Annotated in this window: 18 protein-coding genes; 12 read left to right on the top strand and 6 right to left on the bottom strand. The window is 68.3% G+C overall.

From position 1 onward, the window contains the following. Window positions 1-5: 5 nt before the first annotated feature. The gene (locus ACXJKQ_RS18810; protein ID WP_457107249.1) at window positions 6-1,697 is read right to left on the bottom strand and encodes a methyl-accepting chemotaxis protein; all 1,692 of its coding nucleotides are present in this window, start codon (window positions 1,695-1,697) and stop codon (window positions 6-8) included. Between the two features lie 414 nt (window positions 1,698-2,111). Between ACXJKQ_RS18810 and ACXJKQ_RS18805 the strand changes: the two genes are divergently transcribed. Together ACXJKQ_RS18805 and ACXJKQ_RS18800 are read left to right on the top strand one after the other, a co-directional pair. Continuing rightward, window positions 2,112-2,543, top strand: a complete 432-nt coding sequence (locus ACXJKQ_RS18805) for a VOC family protein (RefSeq protein WP_457107248.1) — start codon at window positions 2,112-2,114, stop codon at window positions 2,541-2,543. 5 nt (window positions 2,544-2,548) lie between these two features. Next, window positions 2,549-3,136 (top strand): histidine phosphatase family protein, encoded by a 588-nt coding sequence (locus ACXJKQ_RS18800; protein ID WP_457107247.1) that lies wholly within the window; start codon window positions 2,549-2,551, stop codon window positions 3,134-3,136. On the opposite strand, the gene ACXJKQ_RS18795 is transcribed toward ACXJKQ_RS18800, so the two are convergent. The 5 genes from ACXJKQ_RS18795 to ACXJKQ_RS18775 all read right to left on the bottom strand — a co-directional run bounded on the left by ACXJKQ_RS18795 (window position 3,137) and on the right by ACXJKQ_RS18775 (window position 7,886). Continuing rightward, window positions 3,137-3,853 (bottom strand): hypothetical protein, encoded by a 717-nt coding sequence (locus ACXJKQ_RS18795; protein WP_457107246.1) that lies wholly within the window; start codon window positions 3,851-3,853, stop codon window positions 3,137-3,139. It abuts the gene before it with no gap. A 60-nt stretch (window positions 3,854-3,913) separates the two neighbouring features. After that, the gene (locus tag ACXJKQ_RS18790) at window positions 3,914-4,906 is read right to left on the bottom strand and encodes a nickel/cobalt transporter (protein ID WP_457107245.1); all 993 of its coding nucleotides are present in this window, start codon (window positions 4,904-4,906) and stop codon (window positions 3,914-3,916) included. Beyond that, the gene (locus ACXJKQ_RS18785) at window positions 4,897-5,571 is read right to left on the bottom strand and encodes a DUF1007 family protein (RefSeq protein ID WP_457107244.1); all 675 of its coding nucleotides are present in this window, start codon (window positions 5,569-5,571) and stop codon (window positions 4,897-4,899) included. The genes ACXJKQ_RS18790 and ACXJKQ_RS18785 overlap by 10 nt, the downstream gene beginning before the upstream one ends. A gap of 94 nt (window positions 5,572-5,665) precedes the next feature. Continuing rightward, the gene (locus ACXJKQ_RS18780; RefSeq protein WP_457107243.1) at window positions 5,666-6,574 is read right to left on the bottom strand and encodes an amino acid ABC transporter substrate-binding protein; all 909 of its coding nucleotides are present in this window, start codon (window positions 6,572-6,574) and stop codon (window positions 5,666-5,668) included. 31 nt (window positions 6,575-6,605) lie between these two features. Beyond that, window positions 6,606-7,886, bottom strand: a complete 1,281-nt coding sequence (locus tag ACXJKQ_RS18775) for a dicarboxylate/amino acid:cation symporter (RefSeq protein ID WP_457107242.1) — start codon at window positions 7,884-7,886, stop codon at window positions 6,606-6,608. Window positions 7,887-8,127: 241 nt separating this feature from the next. On the opposite strand from ACXJKQ_RS18775, the gene ACXJKQ_RS18770 reads away from it, so the two are divergent. The 10 genes from ACXJKQ_RS18770 to ACXJKQ_RS18725 all read left to right on the top strand — a co-directional run bounded on the left by ACXJKQ_RS18770 (window position 8,128) and on the right by ACXJKQ_RS18725 (window position 17,434). Then, complete coding sequence (locus tag ACXJKQ_RS18770) at window positions 8,128-9,045, top strand: branched-chain amino acid ABC transporter permease (protein ID WP_020094234.1); 918 nt, start codon at window positions 8,128-8,130, stop codon at window positions 9,043-9,045. Further along, window positions 9,045-10,439: a high-affinity branched-chain amino acid ABC transporter permease LivM gene (gene livM, locus ACXJKQ_RS18765; protein WP_457107241.1), complete on the top strand. Its 1,395-nt coding sequence runs from the start codon at window positions 9,045-9,047 to the stop codon at window positions 10,437-10,439. Before ACXJKQ_RS18770 ends, livM begins: the two co-directional genes overlap by 1 nt. Then, window positions 10,439-11,347 carry an ABC transporter ATP-binding protein gene (locus ACXJKQ_RS18760; RefSeq protein WP_457107240.1) on the top strand — a complete coding sequence of 303 codons (909 nt, stop codon included), beginning with the start codon at window positions 10,439-10,441 and terminating at the stop codon, window positions 11,345-11,347. Before livM ends, ACXJKQ_RS18760 begins: the two co-directional genes overlap by 1 nt. Next, the gene (locus ACXJKQ_RS18755; RefSeq protein ID WP_457107239.1) at window positions 11,344-12,141 is read left to right on the top strand and encodes an ABC transporter ATP-binding protein; all 798 of its coding nucleotides are present in this window, start codon (window positions 11,344-11,346) and stop codon (window positions 12,139-12,141) included. The genes ACXJKQ_RS18760 and ACXJKQ_RS18755 overlap by 4 nt, the downstream gene beginning before the upstream one ends. A 5-nt stretch (window positions 12,142-12,146) precedes the next feature. Then, window positions 12,147-12,515: a DUF6867 family protein gene (locus tag ACXJKQ_RS18750; protein ID WP_457107266.1), complete on the top strand. Its 369-nt coding sequence runs from the start codon at window positions 12,147-12,149 to the stop codon at window positions 12,513-12,515. A gap of 49 nt (window positions 12,516-12,564) precedes the next feature. Continuing rightward, the gene (locus ACXJKQ_RS18745) at window positions 12,565-13,686 is read left to right on the top strand and encodes a branched-chain amino acid ABC transporter substrate-binding protein (RefSeq protein ID WP_457107238.1); all 1,122 of its coding nucleotides are present in this window, start codon (window positions 12,565-12,567) and stop codon (window positions 13,684-13,686) included. A 391-nt stretch (window positions 13,687-14,077) separates the two neighbouring features. Further along, complete coding sequence (locus tag ACXJKQ_RS18740) at window positions 14,078-15,001, top strand: amino acid ABC transporter substrate-binding protein (protein WP_457107237.1); 924 nt, start codon at window positions 14,078-14,080, stop codon at window positions 14,999-15,001. A gap of 79 nt (window positions 15,002-15,080) precedes the next feature. Next, window positions 15,081-15,803 (top strand): amino acid ABC transporter permease, encoded by a 723-nt coding sequence (locus ACXJKQ_RS18735; RefSeq protein WP_457107236.1) that lies wholly within the window; start codon window positions 15,081-15,083, stop codon window positions 15,801-15,803. 57 nt (window positions 15,804-15,860) lie between these two features. After that, window positions 15,861-16,553, top strand: a complete 693-nt coding sequence (locus ACXJKQ_RS18730; RefSeq protein WP_457107235.1) for an amino acid ABC transporter permease — start codon at window positions 15,861-15,863, stop codon at window positions 16,551-16,553. Between the two features lie 152 nt (window positions 16,554-16,705). Further along, window positions 16,706-17,434: an amino acid ABC transporter ATP-binding protein gene (locus ACXJKQ_RS18725; RefSeq protein WP_457107265.1), complete on the top strand. Its 729-nt coding sequence runs from the start codon at window positions 16,706-16,708 to the stop codon at window positions 17,432-17,434. Window positions 17,435-17,458 lie beyond the last annotated feature (24 nt).

Below are 17,458 nucleotides of genomic sequence, written 5' to 3'. Positions count from 1 at the left end.
GGGCCTCAGGCCGCCCGCACCGTGCTCAGGAAGCGGGAGACCTCCGCCCCGAGATGCTCGGACTGGCGCGACAGCTCACCCGCCGCGCCGAGCACCTGGGCGGCAGCCGCGCCCGTCTCCTCGGAGGCCTTGGCCACGCCGGTGATGTTGCTGGTGACCTCGTCGGTGCCGGTGGCGGCCTGGGAGACGTTGCGCACGATCTCCTGCGTGGCCGCGCCCTGCTGCTCCACCGCCGCCGCGATCGTGGCCGCCACCCCGTCGATTTCGCGGATGCGCGCCGTGATCGTGTCGATGGCCGAGACCGCCTGACCCGTCACGCCCTGGATCTGGCCGATCTGTTGGCTGATCTCGTCGGTCGCCCGGGCGGTCTGGGCCGCCAGCTCCTTCACCTCGGAGGCGACGACCGCGAAGCCGCGGCCCGCCTCGCCGGCGCGGGCAGCCTCGATCGTGGCGTTGAGGGCCAGGAGGTTGGTCTGACCGGCGATGTTCGAGATCAGCCCGACCATGTCGCCGATGCGGGTGGCCGCCTGGCTCAGGGCCTGCACGAGGTGCTGGGTCTGATCCGCCTCCCCGACCGCCGTCTGCGCGAGGCCGGCCGAGCCCAGGACCTGCCGGCCGATCTCCTGCACCGACGTCCCCAGCTCCTCCGCCGCGGCTGCTACGGTCTGGACGTTGGCGGCGGCCTGCTCGGCCGCGGCCGCCACGGTGGTGGACTGGCTGGCGGTCTCGGTGGCGCTCGCCGTCATGGTCTGGGCGGTGGCCTGAAGCTCGGTGGCCGAGGACGATACCATCCCGACGATGCTCCCGACCGCCCGTTCGAACCCGTCCGCCAGTTCCAGCATGGTGCGCTTGCGTTCGGCCGCCGCGGCCTCGTCGGCGAGGCGCTTGACCTCGGCCTCCTCGGCGGCCTTGCGCGCGACCATGGCCTTGATGCCCTCGACCGCCTTGCCCACCGCCCCGATCTCGTCCCGGCGCTGCGCTTCCGTGATCTCGGCGTCGATCTCGCCCTGGGCCATCCGCTGCAGGACCTTGACCAGGCGGTCGAGCGGGCGCGTGATTCCGATCGTCGCGATCACGACCGCAGCGAGCAGGCCGGCCAGCATTCCGAGGGCGCTGACGATCATCAAGGTCTGGCGGGTGGTGTTGGTCTGGTCGGTCAGGTCGTCCGAACCCTTCTGCATGTAGGCGTTAATATCCTCTGCGAGGGCGTTGCCGTCGGCCAACATGCTGGAAAAGACCGGATCGATCGCCGAATGCACCAGCGCGATGGCTTGATCGTTCTGGTTGGCGGAACCGAGCCGGCGGACCTCGCTCACGTCCCGGACGTAGCGCTCGACGCGGGCGGACTGCTCGTCGATGCGCGTGGCGAAGCTCGGCGCGTGCGCGCGGAAGACCGGGAGCAGCTCCTTCACCTTCGGTAGAGCGGCCTCGAAGCCCCTGTTGGCCTCCTGCATCTGGGAGGGCTCGGTCTCCGCGACGACCCGGTACACGTAATAATTGAGTTCGATCATCAGGCGGTTGAGCCGGCGCGCCTCGGCGACGGCCGCTGCCTCGTTCACGATGAAGCGACTGTATCCGTCGTCGATCGTGGTCATTCGCGACTGTGCGTACCAGACACAGCCGCCGACGATCAGGCTGATCAACGCGATGACGGTGGCCAGTTTGGGCAGAACCTTGATGTTTGACAATCGTAGCACGGTCTTCGGGCCCCGTTCGAAATCAATGACGCACGGCTGAGTGTCGGCGGGATCGATCTTGGCTATCATGAGTAAAAAAATCCTAATTTTGCGTTTTTGTCAAGACATGATTGTTACGTCGCCTTCAAATCAACGTTCTGTGTCATGAATAATAATCGATTGCATTTCGAATAGAACCGATGTTTGACTTGAAAACATACTTTTTAGCTCTTAAAATCTCGAATTGTAGTCTAGACGCCGCATATTTGTGATCAGAGCGTTCCGCGCCTATTGGGTTCATGACACCGCTGCAGCCTCATCGGCGGGGCATGGTGCCGGACAGGCATGCCCGGGGCGCCAACCTTTTCAGCGTCCGGCGGGACGCCACATAGGGGGCTCGGCACGTCGCCAGCGTGCTCACGGAATCACGAGCGCATGTCCAAGCCCGTCCACGCCATGATCCGCGTTCTCGAAGAGGAGCGCGCGCGCGACTACTACACTCGTGCCTTCGGGCTCGAGCTTTCCGACCGGTTCGACTTTCCGGACTTCACCCTCATTTACCTGCGCGACCCGAATTCACCGTTCGAACTGGAACTCACGGTCAATAAGGGGCGCGACAAGCCCTACGACCTCGGCGACGGCTATGGTCACATCGCCTTCGTGGTCGACGACCTCGACGCCGAGCACGCGCGGCATCGGCGCGAGGGTTTCACGGTCACCGACGTCAAGACGCTCAAGCACGCGGACGCGGTGCTCGCCCGGTTCTTCTTCGCGACGGATCCGGACGGCTACAAGATCGAGGTCATCCAGCGCGGCGGCCGTTTCGCCTGGCCGTCCCCGCCTCGCCCCTTCGAGACGCATCCTTGAGAACCATGCCGGACACGCCACGCATCCTCTGCATCCGCCACGGGCAATCCACGTTCAATGCCGCGCACAGGTCGGGAGGCGGGGATCCCGGCTTCCCCGACGCCCGCCTGACCGAACTGGGGAAGGCCCAGGCCCGGGCGGCGCGGGACCGGCTCCGGGCGCACCCGTTCGACCTCGTGGTCGTGTCGCCCCTGACCCGTGCCATCGAGACCGCCGCGATCCTGTTCGGCGACCATCCGCGCCAGCCGCGCGTGCTGGTCGAGGTGCTGCATCGGGAATGCCAGGAGAGCAGCTGCGACGTCGGTCGGGCAGCCTCAGAGATCGCCGCCGAGTTCCCGCACCTCGATGTCGGGCATCTGCCGGAGGTCTGGTGGCACGCCGAGCCGGGCTCGGAGGTGGGCGGCTATCCGGTCGAGCCGCGTCCCCTGTTCGACGCCCGCGTCGCCGCGTTCCGGGATTGGCTGCGCGCCCGGCCCGAGCGGGCCATCGCGGTCGTGGGGCACGGGACGTTCTTCTACCATCTGACCGGCACGTTCCTGGAGAATTGCGGCTCCATCGCGCTCGATCTCGACGCCGCGCCCGCCGCGGCCTGATCAGGCGGGGGCCAGCGCGCGGGCCGCGTCGAGGCGCGCTTGGGCTCCGGCGAGGGCGACCTCGGGCGCCTGGCGGCCGATCGCGAGGGCAGTCGAGAGGATCGCGCAGGCCTCGCTCCAGGTGCCGGGCACGAATGGGGCCGCCCCCTCGGCGACCTCCGCGGCGCAGCGCGCATCCGTGCCGGCCCGCTCCGCCGCCGTGGCCGTTCGGGCGACCGCGGCGGTCAGCGCCCCCTCACGCCAGCGCCGCGCTTGGGCGGCGGCCTGGGACAGCGCGCCGCCCCGCCAGGCCGCGGCGGTCGCCGCGGCACGTGCGGCGGTCAGATCCGGCGCTCCGGCACAGGCCTCCGCCTCCTCCGCCATCCCGGCGATTTGGCACAGGGGCGCGAGGATCCGCCGGATGCTCTCCAGGGCGAGACGCCGGGTTCGGGCGGCCTCGATCTCCGGCGTGTCGGCGCTGCCCGACAGACGCAGCACGAAGGCCATCAGCTGCGGCCGCGCCTCGTCCGGCATGGCATCGTTGAGCCCGAGGGCATAGGCGGCGACCGGCCGCGAGAAACAGGGCGGACAATCCGCGCTGGAGCGGATCGCCCGATAGGGCAAACCCGCGGCGACGATCGCCGCCTCGTTGATGCAGGTTCCGCCGTCGGGGCCGGGGAACGGGTGCGATCCGGTGAGCAGGCGCCAGTTCAGGATGGTCTCGAAGTCGGCGTGCATCGGTGCGTCCCCGTCTCGAGCGTGCAGCGTCGCATGCCGTGGCCCGGATGGCGAGGCCCCTCAGCCAGCGAGACCCGGCGCGAGGCCCGAGAGCATCGCCGCACCCAGAACCAGCACGAAGGCTGCGGCCACGAGTTCGAGCCCGCCGACCGCCAGGACTCCCGCCCGTCCGCGGCCGCCTGCAAGACGCAGGGCCGCCCGCTTGGCGAAAACCGCCAGGCAGGCCAGGGCCGTGGTGGTGAGCGCCGTGCCGAGCGCCATGGCCAGCACCGCCAGGATGCCCGCCCCAGGCACCCCCTGCGAGACCGCGAAGACCAGCACCAGAACCGCGCCGGCACAGGGACGCGAGCCCGCGGCCAGCACCACCCCCGCCCGCTCGCGCCAGGTTTCCAGGCGCTCGATCGCCTGCGGTTCGGGTAGATGGCTGCAGCCGGGGCCGCAGGCCGCCCGGAGATGGACGAGGCGTCCGGCCTTGCGCCAGGTCAGCACCAGCCCGATCAGCGCCACGAGGGCGAAGCTCACGGTCTCGATCAGGGTCCCGGCCCGGGTGATGCTCGCCGCGGTGGCGTCGAGGATCAGGCTGCCGATCCCGACGATCGCTCCGGCCACGAGGGCCTGAAGCAGGGCGGCGCACAGGCTGAGGATGCAGCCGCGCCGCAGCGCCCGCTCGCCGGCCAGGATGTAGCCGGCGATCACCGCCTTGCCGTGGCCCGGCCCTGCGGCGTGGAACACGCCATACGCGAAGGCGAGCCCGACCAGCGGGCTCCAGCTGCCGCCACCCCGGAGCGCGCCCACGGCTGCATTGAGGCTGCGCGAGAAGCTCGCCTGCAGCGCGAGGATGACGCCGCCGATGCCCGTGGCGGCCGGAGCGGCCTCCCGGAAGCCGATCCCGAAGGGCGAGCGCGGCGGCGGCGCGGCGAGGCCGGGGGCGACGAGCCACGCGATCCCTGCCGCCACCAGCGTCGCAACCGCGACGGCGAGGGCCATGACGCCGAGCCTCAGCCCCAGCCGCCCCGTCCCGGCGGGCGCGGCGATCCCGATGCCTACGGACATGCGACCAGGACCCGGCTGGCGAATTGGACGCCGTAGGTGGAGGCGGCGGTGAGCGCCTCGAAGAACGCCTCGGTCATGCCCGGGGATCCGGTCTCGGCGGTTTTCGGCTGCTCGGTCTTCGGGCGGGTCACGGTGGCGGCGCAGCCCTGCGGCGCACCGGCGAGGGTCGCGGCATCGGCCCCCTCGGCGAACGAGAAGGCGACGAAGTAGGTCGGGTCGTAGACCTCGAGCGCGGCGACGCCGCGTCCCTGCTGGACCGGGGTCTTGAGCGGCAACAGGAAGGTCATGACCAGGGCCTTGTCCGCCATGTGCGCGGCCGGCTCCTTCGGCTCCGCGAAGGCCTGCTCCTTTCCGCCGATCTTCAACTTCGTGAAGTAGCCGAACTCGGCGAGGTTGGTGGTGTTCTCGGCCGCGAGCCCGGCGAGTTCGTCCGGGCTCAGCGCGCCGTCCTTGTTGATGTCGAGGCCCTGCGTGACGAAGGCGGTGTATTCGGGATCGAAACTCCAGGTGTCCCGGACGCCGATCAGCTTCCCGCCCTCGTAGACGAGCTGTGCCTTGGCCGTCACCCAGACGTGGGGATGGGCCGAGGCGGCCGAGGCGGCGCAGGCCAGGAGGGCGCCCAGTGCGGCGGCCAGGGGTTTCGGACAGTGCGCGGCGATCAGCATGGGCGGGGGCGCGCTCGCGGCATGAGGGGATTGCGGCCCCTCTCCTCGCCCTCCGGTTGGGCAAAAGCGAGGCGCCCTGCCCGGCCGCGGCCGCTCACTCGCCGCCGTCGAGGCCCATCAGCTGGAAGCTCACCCGCAGATCGTTCGACATCGGGATGTCGAGGCGCTCACCGTTGGGCAGGCGCTTGAGGAACCAGCGCTCGTAGGTCCAGCGCAGCGCCCGCGACTCCGCGAGACGCGTGAAGGTCTGCGTCACGATCCCGGCGAGTTCCGGATCGTCCTTGCGGAACATGATGCCGTAGGGCTCGTAGGAGAGCTTGTCGGGCAGCACCGTGTAGTTCGCTCCGCCCTGCGCGTCCGTGGCGATCATCCCGTAGAGCAGCACGTCGTCGGTGGCGAAGGCATCGGCTTGGCCGGCCTTGACCATCGCGTAGGAGGCGGCGTGATCGGGGGCGGTCACCACCTTCGCGTCGATCCGTAGCCGGACGAGCAGGTCGCGCACGGCCTTCTCGTTGGTGGTGCCGGCCGTGACAACCACGGTCTTACCGCCGAGGTCCCGGTAGGAGGCGATGCCCGCCCCCCGCTTCACCAGCAGCTGCGTGGCGCTGATGTAATCCACCGGCGAGAAGGCGACCTGCTTGCGGCGCTCGGCGTTGGCGGTGGTCGAGCCGCATTCGAGGTCGATCTTGCCGGACGTCACCGCCTCGATGCGGGTCTCGGCGGTCACCGGCGCGTAGCGGATCTTCACCGGTCGCCCGATGGCCGCCTGGATGTCGTCGGCGATCTCGCCGCAGAGGTCGATCGCGTAGCCGATCGCCCGGGGGCTGCCGTCCGGCTGCTGGCCCTCCACGAAGGAGAACGGCACCGAACTCTCGCGGTAGCCGAGCACAATCTCGCCGCGCTCGGCGACGCTCTTGAGGGTGCCGGTGAGAACCTCCACCGCCGCGGCGGGCGACGCCACCGTCAGCGCCAGCGCCAGAAGTGTCACGGACCGCATCGCCATCACCCGCCCTCCCCGAGCGTCCGCGCCACCCCTACTCCGCCGGCGAGGGTACGGTCCCGACGTGATCGAGCCGCTGGTCGGTGGCGGTGAGCTGGCCCTCCCACTTGGCGACCGCGACGGTGGCGACGCTGTTGCCCAACACGTTGGTGGCCGACCGGCCCATGTCCAGGAACTGGTCGATGCCGATGATCAGCAGCAGTCCGGCCTCCGGGATGTTGAAGTGGCTGAGGGTCGCCGAGATAACAACCAGCGAGGCGCGCGGCACCCCGGCCATGCCCTTCGAGGTGACCATCAGCAGCAGCAGCATCGTGAGCTGCTGACCCCAGGTCAGCGGGATGTTGTAGGCCTGCGCGATGAACATCACCGCGAAGGTGCAGTACATCATCGAGCCGTCGAGATTGAACGAGTAGCCCATCGGCAGCACGAAGGAGGTGATGCGGTTCGGGACGCCGAATTTTTCGAGGTTCGTCAGCATCTTCGGGTAGGCGGCCTCGCTCGACGCGGTCGAGAAGGCGAGCACGAAGGGCTCCTTGATCAGGTTGAACAGCCGCATGATGCCGCCGCCGCCGAGCATCAGGAAGCCGACGCCCATCAGCAGCGCCCAGAGAACGCCGAGGCCGATGTAGAACTCCACGAGGAACTTGCCGTAGGTCACGAGCACGCCGATGCCCTGCGTGGTGATCGTCGCCGCGATGGCGGCGAACACCGCCACGGGGGCGAACATCATCACGTAGCCCGTCACCTTGAGCATCACGTCGGCGAGGCCCTCGATGCCCTGAGCCAGGAGGCGGCCCTTCTCGCCGAGGGCGGCGAGGCCGACGCCGAAGAAGATCGAGAACACCACGATCTGCAGGATCTCGTTGTTGGCCATCGCCTCGACCGCGCTCTTCGGCACGAGGTGCGTGACGAACTCCTTGAGGGAGAGCGAGGCCGCCTTGAGGCCGGTCCCGGCGCCGGCATCGGGCAGCGGCAGGTTGAGGTTCTGGCCGGGCTGCATCAGGTTGACCATGATGAGGCCGAGCATCAGCGAGCAGAACGAGGCGCCGACGAACCAGAGCAGTGCCTTGCCGCCGACCCGCCCGACCGAGGCGGTGTCCCCGAGATGCGCGATGCCGACCACCAGCGTCGAGAACACCAGTGGCGCGATGATCATCTTGATCAGGCGCAGGAACACGTCGGAGACCAGGGCGATGTAGCCGGCGATCTCCTTGGCGGTCTGCGGATCGGGCCAGGTGATGCTGCAGGCGTAGCCCACCGCGATCCCCAGGAGCATGCCGACGAAGATCATCGTCGTGAGTCGCGAACCTGCCATCGGTACTGCTCCTCGCCTGCGCCCGGGATGAGCGAGCATCTCAATTCGTAAACGTGTCGCAGGAACTACGCCACACGCAAGCCCGGGCAGGGTGCGTTACTGGTACGGTCGACTGTTTTCACGCGACGCTCGGGCGGGGATGAAACCTGTGGCCGCCGTGCTACGGCTGCGGTACGGGACTTGCGCCGCCGCGTTGCCTGCGGTCTTCGTAGGCGGCCGAGCAAACCGCGCGCGAGAGTTCATGGACGTCTTCGTACAGCAGTTGATCAACGGGCTGACGCTCGGCTCGATCTACGGCCTGATCGCCATCGGCTACACGATGGTGTTCGGCATCATCGGCATGGTGAACTTCGCCCACGGCGACGTCTTCATGGTCTCCTGCTTCATCGCGCTGATCACCTTCCTGCTTCTGACCGTGTGGCTCGGGGTCAGCTCCATCGCCCTGGCCTTCCTGGTGGTTCTGGTGGTCGCCATGGTGCTCACCGCCCTGTGGGGCTGGGCGATCGAGCGCGTGGCCTACCGGCCCCTGCGCGGCTCGTTCCGCCTCGCGCCGCTGATCTCGGCGATCGGCGTGTCGATCTTCCTGTCGAACTTCGTGCAGGTGGTGCAGGGCGCGCGCAACAAGCCGACCCCTCCGATGCTCTCGGGGGGCATCACCCTGTTCGAGCGGGACGGCTACGCGGTGTTCCTGGCCTGGAAGCAGGTGCTGATCATGGCGGTGACCGCCGTGCTGCTCACCGGGTTCTGGTACCTCGTGCAGCGCACGCCCTTCGGCCGGGCGCAGCGCGCCTGCGAGCAGGACCGCAAGATGGCCGCCTTGCTCGGCATCGACGTCGACCGCACGATCTCCCTGACCTTCGTCCTGGGCGCCGCGCTGGCGGCCGTCGCGGGCGTCCTCTACCTCATGTACTACGGCGTCGTGTCCTTCTCGGACGGGTTCGTGCCCGGCGTGAAGGCCTTCACGGCGGCGGTGCTCGGCGGCATCGGGTCCCTGCCCGGCGCCGTGCTCGGCGGCCTGATCATCGGCCTGATCGAGACCTTCTGGTCCGCCTACTTCTCCATCGAGTACAAGGACGTCGCCGCCTTCTCGATCCTGGCGATCGTCCTGATCTTCATGCCCTCGGGCATCCTGGGCCGGCCCGAGGTCGAGAAAGTCTGATGGCCCGCTCCCAGGCTGCGCTTCCCGAATCCGCGATGGCCGGCATCCTGCGCGATGCCGCCCTCTACGCCCTCGTCGCCTTCGGCCTGTGCGTGCCGATCATCGCCTACCGCACCGATCCCGGACCGGGCAGCGAGCTGGTGCTTGTGCCGCGCTGGGGGCTGGTGGCGGCGCTCTGCGCGGCGGTCTTCGTGCTCCGCCTCGTCCAGCGCCTCGTGCTGCTGCGGCGGGACGCGCGGCGGGCGCTGACCCCCTCCCCGGCCCAGGCCACGGAGGCGGTCCATGGCGAGCCCGATGCCGGTCAGAAGACCTCGAAACTCGGCCTCTGGCTGTTCATCGGCATCGCCCTGACGCTGCCGATCATCTCGACCCTGGTGACCGGCGGCCTGTCCTCGGCCCGCTACTGGATCGACCTCGGCATCCTGATCCTCACCTACGTGATGCTCGGCTGGGGCCTCAACATCGTGGTCGGCCTCGCGGGCCTCCTCGATCTCGGCTACGTCGCCTTCTACGCGGTCGGCGCCTATTCCTACGCCCTGCTGTCGACCACGTTCGGCCTGTCGTTCTGGATCTGCCTGCCGCTCGCCGGCCTGTTCGCCGGACTGTGGGGGATGATCCTCGGCTTCCCGGTGCTGCGCCTGCGCGGCGACTATCTCGCCATCGTCACCCTGGCCTTCGGCGAGATCATCCGTCTCGTCCTGATCAACTGGACCGACGTGACCGGGGGCGGGGCCGGCATCTCGTCGATCCCGCGAGCGACCTTCTTCGGAATCCCGTTCACGGCGGGCGAGGACGGGTTCGCGGCGCGGTTCGGCATCCCGTACGATTCGATGCACCGACTCGTGTTCCTCTACTATCTCATCCTCGGACTGGCGCTCGTCACTAACTTCGTCACCCTGCGCCTGCGCCGCCTGCCGATCGGGCGTGCCTGGGAGGCCCTGCGCGAGGACGAGATCGCCTGCCGCTCGCTCGGCATCGACACGACGGCGACGAAGCTCACGGCCTTCGCCCTCGGGGCGGCCTTCGGCGGGATCGCCGGCTCGTTCTTCGCCGTGCGCCAGGGCTTCATCAGCCCGGAGAGCTTCAACTTCCTCGAGAGCGCCATCATCCTGGCGATCGTCGTGCTCGGCGGTATGGGCAGCCAGGTCGGCGTCGCCATCGCCGCAGTGGCGATGGTCGGCGGCCCGGAGATGCTTCGCAACCTCGGGTTCCTGAAGGCGGTGTTCGGCGAGGGCTTCGACCCCAGCGAGTACCGCCTGCTCCTGTTCGGGCTCGCCATGGTGGCCATGATGGTCTGGCGGCCCCGCGGACTGATCTCGGTCCGCCTGCCCTCGGTGTCCCTGGGCGAGCGCCGCGCCGTCTCGGGCGCCCATGTCAGCGAGGGTCACGGCTGATGCCGGCGCATCCCGACACCCGGACCGCTCCGGCTCATGCTCTGCCGGTGCTCGCGGTCGAGCACCTGACCATGCGGTTCGGCGGGCTGACCGCCGTGTCCGACCTGTCCTTCGAGGCCCGGCGCGGCGACATCACCGCCCTGATCGGCCCGAACGGAGCCGGCAAGACCACCGTGTTCAACTGCATCACCGGCTTCTACAAACCCACCGAGGGCATGCTGCGGCTCGCCCATGCCGACGGCACCACGCACCTGCTGGAGCGGCTGCCGAACCACAAGGTCAACCGCACCGCCCGGGTGGCCCGCACCTTCCAGAACATCCGCCTGTTCCAGGGCATGACGGTGCTGGAGAACCTCTTGGTCGCCCAGCACGCGCCGCTGATGCGCGCCTCCGGCTACACGGTCCTGGGGCTGCTCGGCCTCAAGACCTACCGGGATGCGCAGGAGGCCGCGATCGAGCGCGCCAAGGCGTGGCTGACGCGCATCGACCTGATGGCGCGGGCCGACGACCCGGCCGGCGCGCTGCCCTACGGCGCGCAGCGGCGCCTGGAGATCGCCCGGGCGATGTGCACGGACCCGGTCCTGCTCTGCCTCGACGAGCCGGCCGCCGGCCTCAACCCCCGGGAATCGGCCGAGCTGAACGGGCTCCTGCGCCACATCCGCGACGAGCACGACACCTCGGTGCTGCTGATCGAGCACGACATGTCGGTTGTGATGGAGATCTCCGACCACGTGGTCGTGCTGGATTACGGCGTGAAGATCGCCGACGGCTCTCCCGCCGAGGTGCGGGCCGACCCGAAGGTGATCGCCGCCTATCTCGGCGTCGAGGACGAGGAGGTCGAGGCGGTGGAAGCCGAGGTCGGGATCACCGTGCCGCATGCCGAAGCCTCCGCGGGATCCAGGGCATGAGCGTCGCCGGCATCAACGTGCTGGTCGAGGAGACCCGGGCGATCCAGGCGGGCCGCAAGCCGCCGCTCCTCGCGGTGCGCGACGTCTCGACCTATTACGGCAGCGTCGCCGCCCTGCGCGGCGTCGACCTCGACGTCGCCGAGGGCGAGATCGTCACGCTGATCGGCGCCAACGGCGCCGGCAAGTCGACCCTGATGATGACGATCTTCGGCAGCCCCCAGGCGCGCTCGGGGACGATCACTTACGACGGGCGCGACATCACCCGGATGCCGACCCATGCCATCGCCCGGCTCGGCATCGCCCAGTCGCCGGAGGGGCGCCGGGTCTTCCCGCGCATGAGCGTCTACGAGAATCTCCAGATGGGCGCGGCGCTCCACGACGGACGCTTCTTCACCGAGGATCTGGAGAAGGTCTGCACCCTGTTCCCGCGGGTGAAGGAGCGCCTGAACCAGCGCGCCGGCACCATGTCGGGGGGCGAGCAGCAGATGCTGGCCATCGCCCGGGCGCTGATGAGCCGCCCGCGCCTGTTGCTCCTGGACGAGCCGTCGCTCGGCCTCGCGCCGCTGGTGGTGAAGGGGATCTTCGATGCGATCCGGGAACTGAACAAGACCGAGGGGATGACGATCTTCCTCGTGGAGCAGAACGCCTACCACGCCCTGAAGCTCGCCCATCGCGGCTACGTGCTGGTCAACGGTCGCGTGACCATGAGCGGCACCGGGCGCGCGCTCCTCGACGATCCGAACGTGAAGGCCGCCTATCTGGAAGGGGGCCATTCCGGCCCGGTGGGCGCATGAGCATGCTGCAAGGGATCCTCTACGAAGAGCCGTCGGCCTGGCTGTTCCTGCTCGTCACCGTCGTGATGGGCGGCTGGGCCGGCTGGATGGCGGCCCGGGGCATCGCACGGGGCTGGCGGCCGTTCTGGCAATGCGCGCTGGCGCTGCTGCTCGTCGCGGCGGCCGTGCGCTTCATCCATTACGCCCTGTTTTCGGGCACGCTGCTGTCGCTGCACTACTATGCGGTGGACGCGATCGTGGTCATGATCATCGGCGCGGCGGGTTTCCGCTACACGCGGACGCGCCAGATGACGAGCCAGTATCGCTGGCTCTACGAGAAGACCTCACCGCTGACGTGGCGCGAGCGGGCGCCCGAAGCGGGCGAGGTCCGATGAGTGCGGCCGGATCCGCACGTGCGGTCCTGACACTAAGGGGAAGTACGCGATGAGATCGATTCTGCTGGCTGGGCTCGCCCTCGGCGCGATGGTGGCGGCCGCGCAGGCTGCCGAGGTCAAGCTCGGCGTCGCCGCACCGATCACCGGCAACAGCGCCGCCATCGGCACGCAGCTGAAGAACGGCGCGAGCCAGGCGGTGGAGGACCTCAACAAGGCCGGCACCCTGAAGGGCACGACACTGACGGTCACGGTGGGCGACGACGCCTCCGACCCGAAGCAGGGCGTCTCGTTGGCCAACAAGTTCGCCAGCGACGGCGTCAAGATGGTCGTCGGCGACTACAATTCCGGCGTGTCGATCCCGGCGTCCGACGTCTATCTCGATGCCGGCATCATCCAAGTCACGCCCGCCTCCACGAACGTGAAGTTCACCGAGCGCGGCATGTGGAACACGTTCCGCACCTGCGGCCGCGACGACCAGCAGGGCGCGGTGGCCGGCACCTACCTCGCCGATCACTTCAAGGGCAAGAAGATCGCCTTCGTCCACGACAAGACGCCCTACGGCAAGGGCCTGGCCGACGAGACCCTGAAGGCCCTCAAGGCCAAGGGTGGCAAGGACGCGATGTTCGAAGGCATCAACCCGGGCGAGAAGGACTACTCGGCCCTCGTCTCCAAGCTGAAGTCTGCCAATGTCGACGTGGTCTATTTCGGTGGCTACTACACCGAGGCCGGGCTGATCCTGCGTCAGATGCGTGACCAGGGCCTCAAGGCGCCAATGATGGGCGGCGACGGCATGGTCGACCGCGAACTCGTGGCGATCGCAGGTCCCGCCGCCGAGGGCACGCTGACCACCTTCCCGCCGGACGCCCGCAAGAACCCGAACGCCAAGGCCGCGCTCGCCGCCTTCAAGGCCAAGAACATCGATCCCGAGGGCTACACGCTCTATTCCTACGCGGCCGTGCAGGTCCTGGCGAAGGCGATGGCCGAGACCGGCTCCAGCGACGGCAAGAAGCTCGCGGAGTGGCTGCACCAGGGCAAGCCGGTAGACACCGTGGTCGGCCCGATCGCCTACGACAAGAAGGGCGATATCACCCGGCCCGACTACGTCATGTACGAGTGGAAGAAGGGCGCCGACGGCAAGATCGACTACAGCGGCAACGAGCTGACGAAGTAAGCGTCGGCGATACCGCGCCGATACCGGGTCGACGCCGTCCTGCGGGCAATGCAGGGCGGCGTCTGCGTTTCCTATGCCGTGAATTCGTCAGCCTTGATGCCGGATCCGTGCTCCACCCCGGGTGCGTGCGCCTAGGAAGTGTGCATGATGCCGCTGGCGCGAGCGACAGGCCGGCTCGGCGCCTGGGAGGAGGCCATGGGGACGGCAGTGATCGCATCTGCGGGCGTCCGCACGGCCTCGGCCGCGATCCATCCGTACTCGGGCGCAAGTCCGAGCGCCGTCGCGACCCGTCTCCCGGCACCATCATTGCAAAGGCGTCGCCCGTGCGGCCGGGCTCATGAGCCCAGCCGCCAGCCGATACCGTTCGGCCCGATCCAGGAGTTCCGTACCGATGCAGTCTGATATCGCTCGCCGCGGCCTTGCCGCGGCGCTGGGCCTGAGCCTTGCCCTCGCGCCCCTGAGCCTCCGGGCCGAGGAGCTGACCGGCACCCTCAAGAAGGTGAAGGACTCCGGAGCCATCGTCATCGGCTACCGCGACGCCTCCGTGCCGTTCTCGTATCTCGGCGGAGACCAGAAGCCGGTCGGCTACGCCATGGACATCTGCTACAAGATCGCAGACGCCGTGAAAGCCAAGCTCAACCTCCCGAACCTCGAGGTGAAGCTCAACCCGGTCACCTCCGCCACGCGCATCCCGCTGATGGCGAATGGGACGATCGACCTGGAATGCGGCTCGACGACCAACAACGCCGAGCGCGAGAAGCAGGTGTGGTTCACCAACTCGCACTTCCTGACCGCCACGCGCTACGTCTCCAAGAAGTCGGCCAACCTGCACACGATCGAGGACCTGAAAGGCAAGACCGTCGTGTCGACCTCGGGCACCACGAACATCAAGCAGATCAACGAGGCCAACACGGAGCGCAAGCTCGGCCTGACGATCCTGCCCGCCAAGGACCACGCCGAGGCGTTCCTGATGGTCGAGACCGGCCGCGCCGCCGCCTTCGTGATGGACGACGTGCTGCTCGCCTCGCTGGCCGCCTCCTCGAAGGACCCCTCGGCCTACGAGATCTCCACCGAGGCCCTGTCGAAGCCTGAGCCCTACGGCATCATGCTCCGCAAGGACGACACGGAGTTCAAAAAGGTCGCGGACGACGCCACCGCCAAGCTCTACACCAGCCCCGACGGCAAGGCGCTCTACGACAAGTGGTTCACCAAGCCGATCCCGCCGCGCAATATCAACCTGAACCTGCCGATGAGCGCGGAGATGAAGAAGCAGTTCACCACGCCGATCTCGAGCCCCGATCCGGCGGCCTACTGAGACCCGGTCCACGCGATCATGCGCACCGCGGGCGCCGGCCCGCGGTGCGTCTCTATAGGGTCACGGTAGAAGCGGCACGATGAACTACAACTGGAACTGGCGGATCTTCTTCGACGCCTCGCCGGAGGGCAACGGCACGTATCTCGACATGCTGCTCTCCGGGCTCATGTGGACGATCACGACCGCGCTCTGCTCCTGGGTGATCGCCTTCTTCCTGGGCTCCCTGGTCGGCGTGCTGCGCACCCTGCCGTCGAAGTCCGCCAACGCGATCGGCACGGCCTACGTGGAGGTGTTCCGCAACGTGCCGCTGCTGGTGCAGATGTTCCTCTGGTACTTCGTGCTGCCCGAACTGGTCCCGACCCGGATCGGCGACGCGATCAAGCAGATGCCCGACGCGCCGTTCTACACGGCGGTGGTGTGCCTCGGCTTCTTCACCGCCTCGCGTGTCGCCGAACAGGTCCGCGCGGGCATCCAGTCGTTGCCGCGCGGGCAGCGCATGGCCGGCACCGCCATGGGCTTCACCACCTACCAGACCTATCGCTACGTCCTGCTGCCGAACGCATACCGGATCATCCTGCCGCCGATGACCTCGGAATTCCTCAACAACCTGAAGAACACGTCCGTGGCGCTCACCATCGGCCTCCTGGAACTCACCGCCCGAGCCCGCTCGATGCAGGAATTCTCCTTCCAGGTGTTCGAGGCCTTCACGGCCGCCACGATCCTCTACGTGATCATCAACCTCGTGGTCGTCACGGCGGCGACCTTCCTGGAGAAGGCGGTCGCCATCCCCGGCCAACGCTGAGGGCCGCACGCGCCCGATCCTCCGACGCCGCCCGACGGCCACCGCGAACAGGCCCCGATGCTCTCGAATTTCGACTTCTCCGTCATCGTCTCGTCCCTGCCCTACCTGTTCGGTCAGGGCATGGTCTTCACCGTGACGCTCACCGCTATGGCGGCCGCGGGCGGTGTCGTCATCGGCACCCTGCTGGCGATGGCGCGGCTGTCGGGCATCGCAGGGGTCACCCATCTCGCCAAGGGCTACGTCGAGCTGTGCCGCTCGCTGCCCCTGGTGCTGGTGATCTTCTGGTTCTACTTCCTGGTGCCATATATCGGCGCCTACGTGACCGGATCCACGACGCCGATCCAGGTCGGTGCCTTCCCCTCGGCGCTGATCACCTTCATGGCCTTCGAGGCCGCGTATTTCTCGGAGATCATGCGGGCCGGCATCCAGTCGATCCCGAAGGGCCAGACGGCCGCCGCGCAGGCGCTCGGCATGAACTACTGGCAGACCATGGGCAACGTCGTCCTGCCGCAGGCCTTCCGCAACATGCTGCCGCTCCTCCTGACGCAGACCATCGTGCTGTTCCAGGACACCTCCCTGGTCTACGTCCTCTCGCTGACCGACTTCATGGGCGCCGCCTCCAAGGTGGCCCAGCGCGACGGCCGGCTCGTCGAGATGTATGTCTTCGCCGCCATAGTCTATTTTCTGATCTGCTTCTCGGCCTCGTTCCTGGTGCGCCGCCTGCAGCGCCGCGTGGCCATCATCCGCTGACCGACCTTGGAGACCGCATCATGACCTCGTCCCCGATGCCGGCCCCGACCGCCGCAGAACCCGCCGCCGACGCGACCCACGCCCCGAAGGATGCCGGCCTGCAGCCGGGCAGCCTGATCGGCGGCACGCCGGTCGTGGCGCCCGGCGAGACGATGATCGCCATCGACAACATCAACAAATGGTACGGCGATTTCCAGGTCCTGACGAACTGCACCACCAAGGTCGCCAAGGGCGAGGTCGTTGTGGTCTGCGGTCCCTCGGGCTCGGGCAAGTCGACCCTGATCAAGTGCGTCAACGCCCTGGAGCCGTTCCAGAAGGGCCAGATCACGGTGGCCGGCACCAAGGTCGCCGACAAGGCGACCAACCTGCCCAAGCTCCGCTCCCGGGTCGGCATGGTGTTCCAGCATTTCGAACTGTTCCCGCACCTGTCGATCACGGAGAACCTCACCATCGCCCAGCGCAAGGTTCTGGGCCGCAGCGCCGAGGACGCCAAGAAGCGCGGCCTCGATCTGCTGGCCCGGGTGGGGCTCAGCGCCCATGCCGACAAGTTCCCGGGCCAGCTCTCGGGCGGCCAGCAGCAGCGCGTGGCGATCGCGCGGGCTCTGGCCATGAACCCGGTGGTGATGCTGTTCGACGAGCCGACCTCGGCGCTCGACCCCGAGATGGTCGGTGAGGTGCTCGACGTGATGGTCGAACTCGCCAAGGAGGGCATGACCATGATGGTCGTGACCCACGAGATGGGCTTCGCCCGCAAGGTCGCCGACCGGGTGATCTTCATGGATCGCGGCGAGATCGTCGAGGATGCCAGGAAGGAGGACTTCTTCGGAAGCCCCCGGTCCGAGCGCGCGCAGACCTTCCTGTCGAAGATCCTGCAGCATTGAGCCGGGCGTCGCCCGGAACGCCCT

This window comes from Methylobacterium sp. P5_C11 (assembly GCF_054049775.1).
Note: the sequence above shows the minus strand (reverse complement) of the source record. Positions and strands in the feature narration are given on the sequence as shown.

Coding starts and splice junctions, on each gene's coding strand:
- ACXJKQ_RS18805 (WP_457107248.1), top strand. CDS start 2,112: ATGTCCAAGCCCGTCCACGCCATGATCCGCGTTCTCGAAGAGGAGCGC.
- ACXJKQ_RS18800 (WP_457107247.1), top strand. CDS start 2,549: ATGCCGGACACGCCACGCATCCTCTGCATCCGCCACGGGCAATCCACG.
- ACXJKQ_RS18795 (WP_457107246.1), bottom strand. CDS start 3,853: ATGCACGCCGACTTCGAGACCATCCTGAACTGGCGCCTGCTCACCGGA.
- ACXJKQ_RS18790 (WP_457107245.1), bottom strand. CDS start 4,906: ATGTCCGTAGGCATCGGGATCGCCGCGCCCGCCGGGACGGGGCGGCTG.
- ACXJKQ_RS18785 (WP_457107244.1), bottom strand. CDS start 5,571: ATGCTGATCGCCGCGCACTGTCCGAAACCCCTGGCCGCCGCACTGGGC.
- ACXJKQ_RS18780 (WP_457107243.1), bottom strand. CDS start 6,574: ATGGCGATGCGGTCCGTGACACTTCTGGCGCTGGCGCTGACGGTGGCG.
- ACXJKQ_RS18775 (WP_457107242.1), bottom strand. CDS start 7,886: ATGGCAGGTTCGCGACTCACGACGATGATCTTCGTCGGCATGCTCCTG.
- ACXJKQ_RS18770 (WP_020094234.1), top strand. CDS start 8,128: ATGGACGTCTTCGTACAGCAGTTGATCAACGGGCTGACGCTCGGCTCG.
- livM (WP_457107241.1), top strand. CDS start 9,045: ATGGCCCGCTCCCAGGCTGCGCTTCCCGAATCCGCGATGGCCGGCATC.
- ACXJKQ_RS18760 (WP_457107240.1), top strand. CDS start 10,439: ATGCCGGCGCATCCCGACACCCGGACCGCTCCGGCTCATGCTCTGCCG.
- ACXJKQ_RS18755 (WP_457107239.1), top strand. CDS start 11,344: ATGAGCGTCGCCGGCATCAACGTGCTGGTCGAGGAGACCCGGGCGATC.
- ACXJKQ_RS18745 (WP_457107238.1), top strand. CDS start 12,565: ATGAGATCGATTCTGCTGGCTGGGCTCGCCCTCGGCGCGATGGTGGCG.
- ACXJKQ_RS18740 (WP_457107237.1), top strand. CDS start 14,078: ATGCAGTCTGATATCGCTCGCCGCGGCCTTGCCGCGGCGCTGGGCCTG.
- ACXJKQ_RS18735 (WP_457107236.1), top strand. CDS start 15,081: ATGAACTACAACTGGAACTGGCGGATCTTCTTCGACGCCTCGCCGGAG.
- ACXJKQ_RS18730 (WP_457107235.1), top strand. CDS start 15,861: ATGCTCTCGAATTTCGACTTCTCCGTCATCGTCTCGTCCCTGCCCTAC.
- ACXJKQ_RS18725 (WP_457107265.1), top strand. CDS start 16,706: ATGATCGCCATCGACAACATCAACAAATGGTACGGCGATTTCCAGGTC.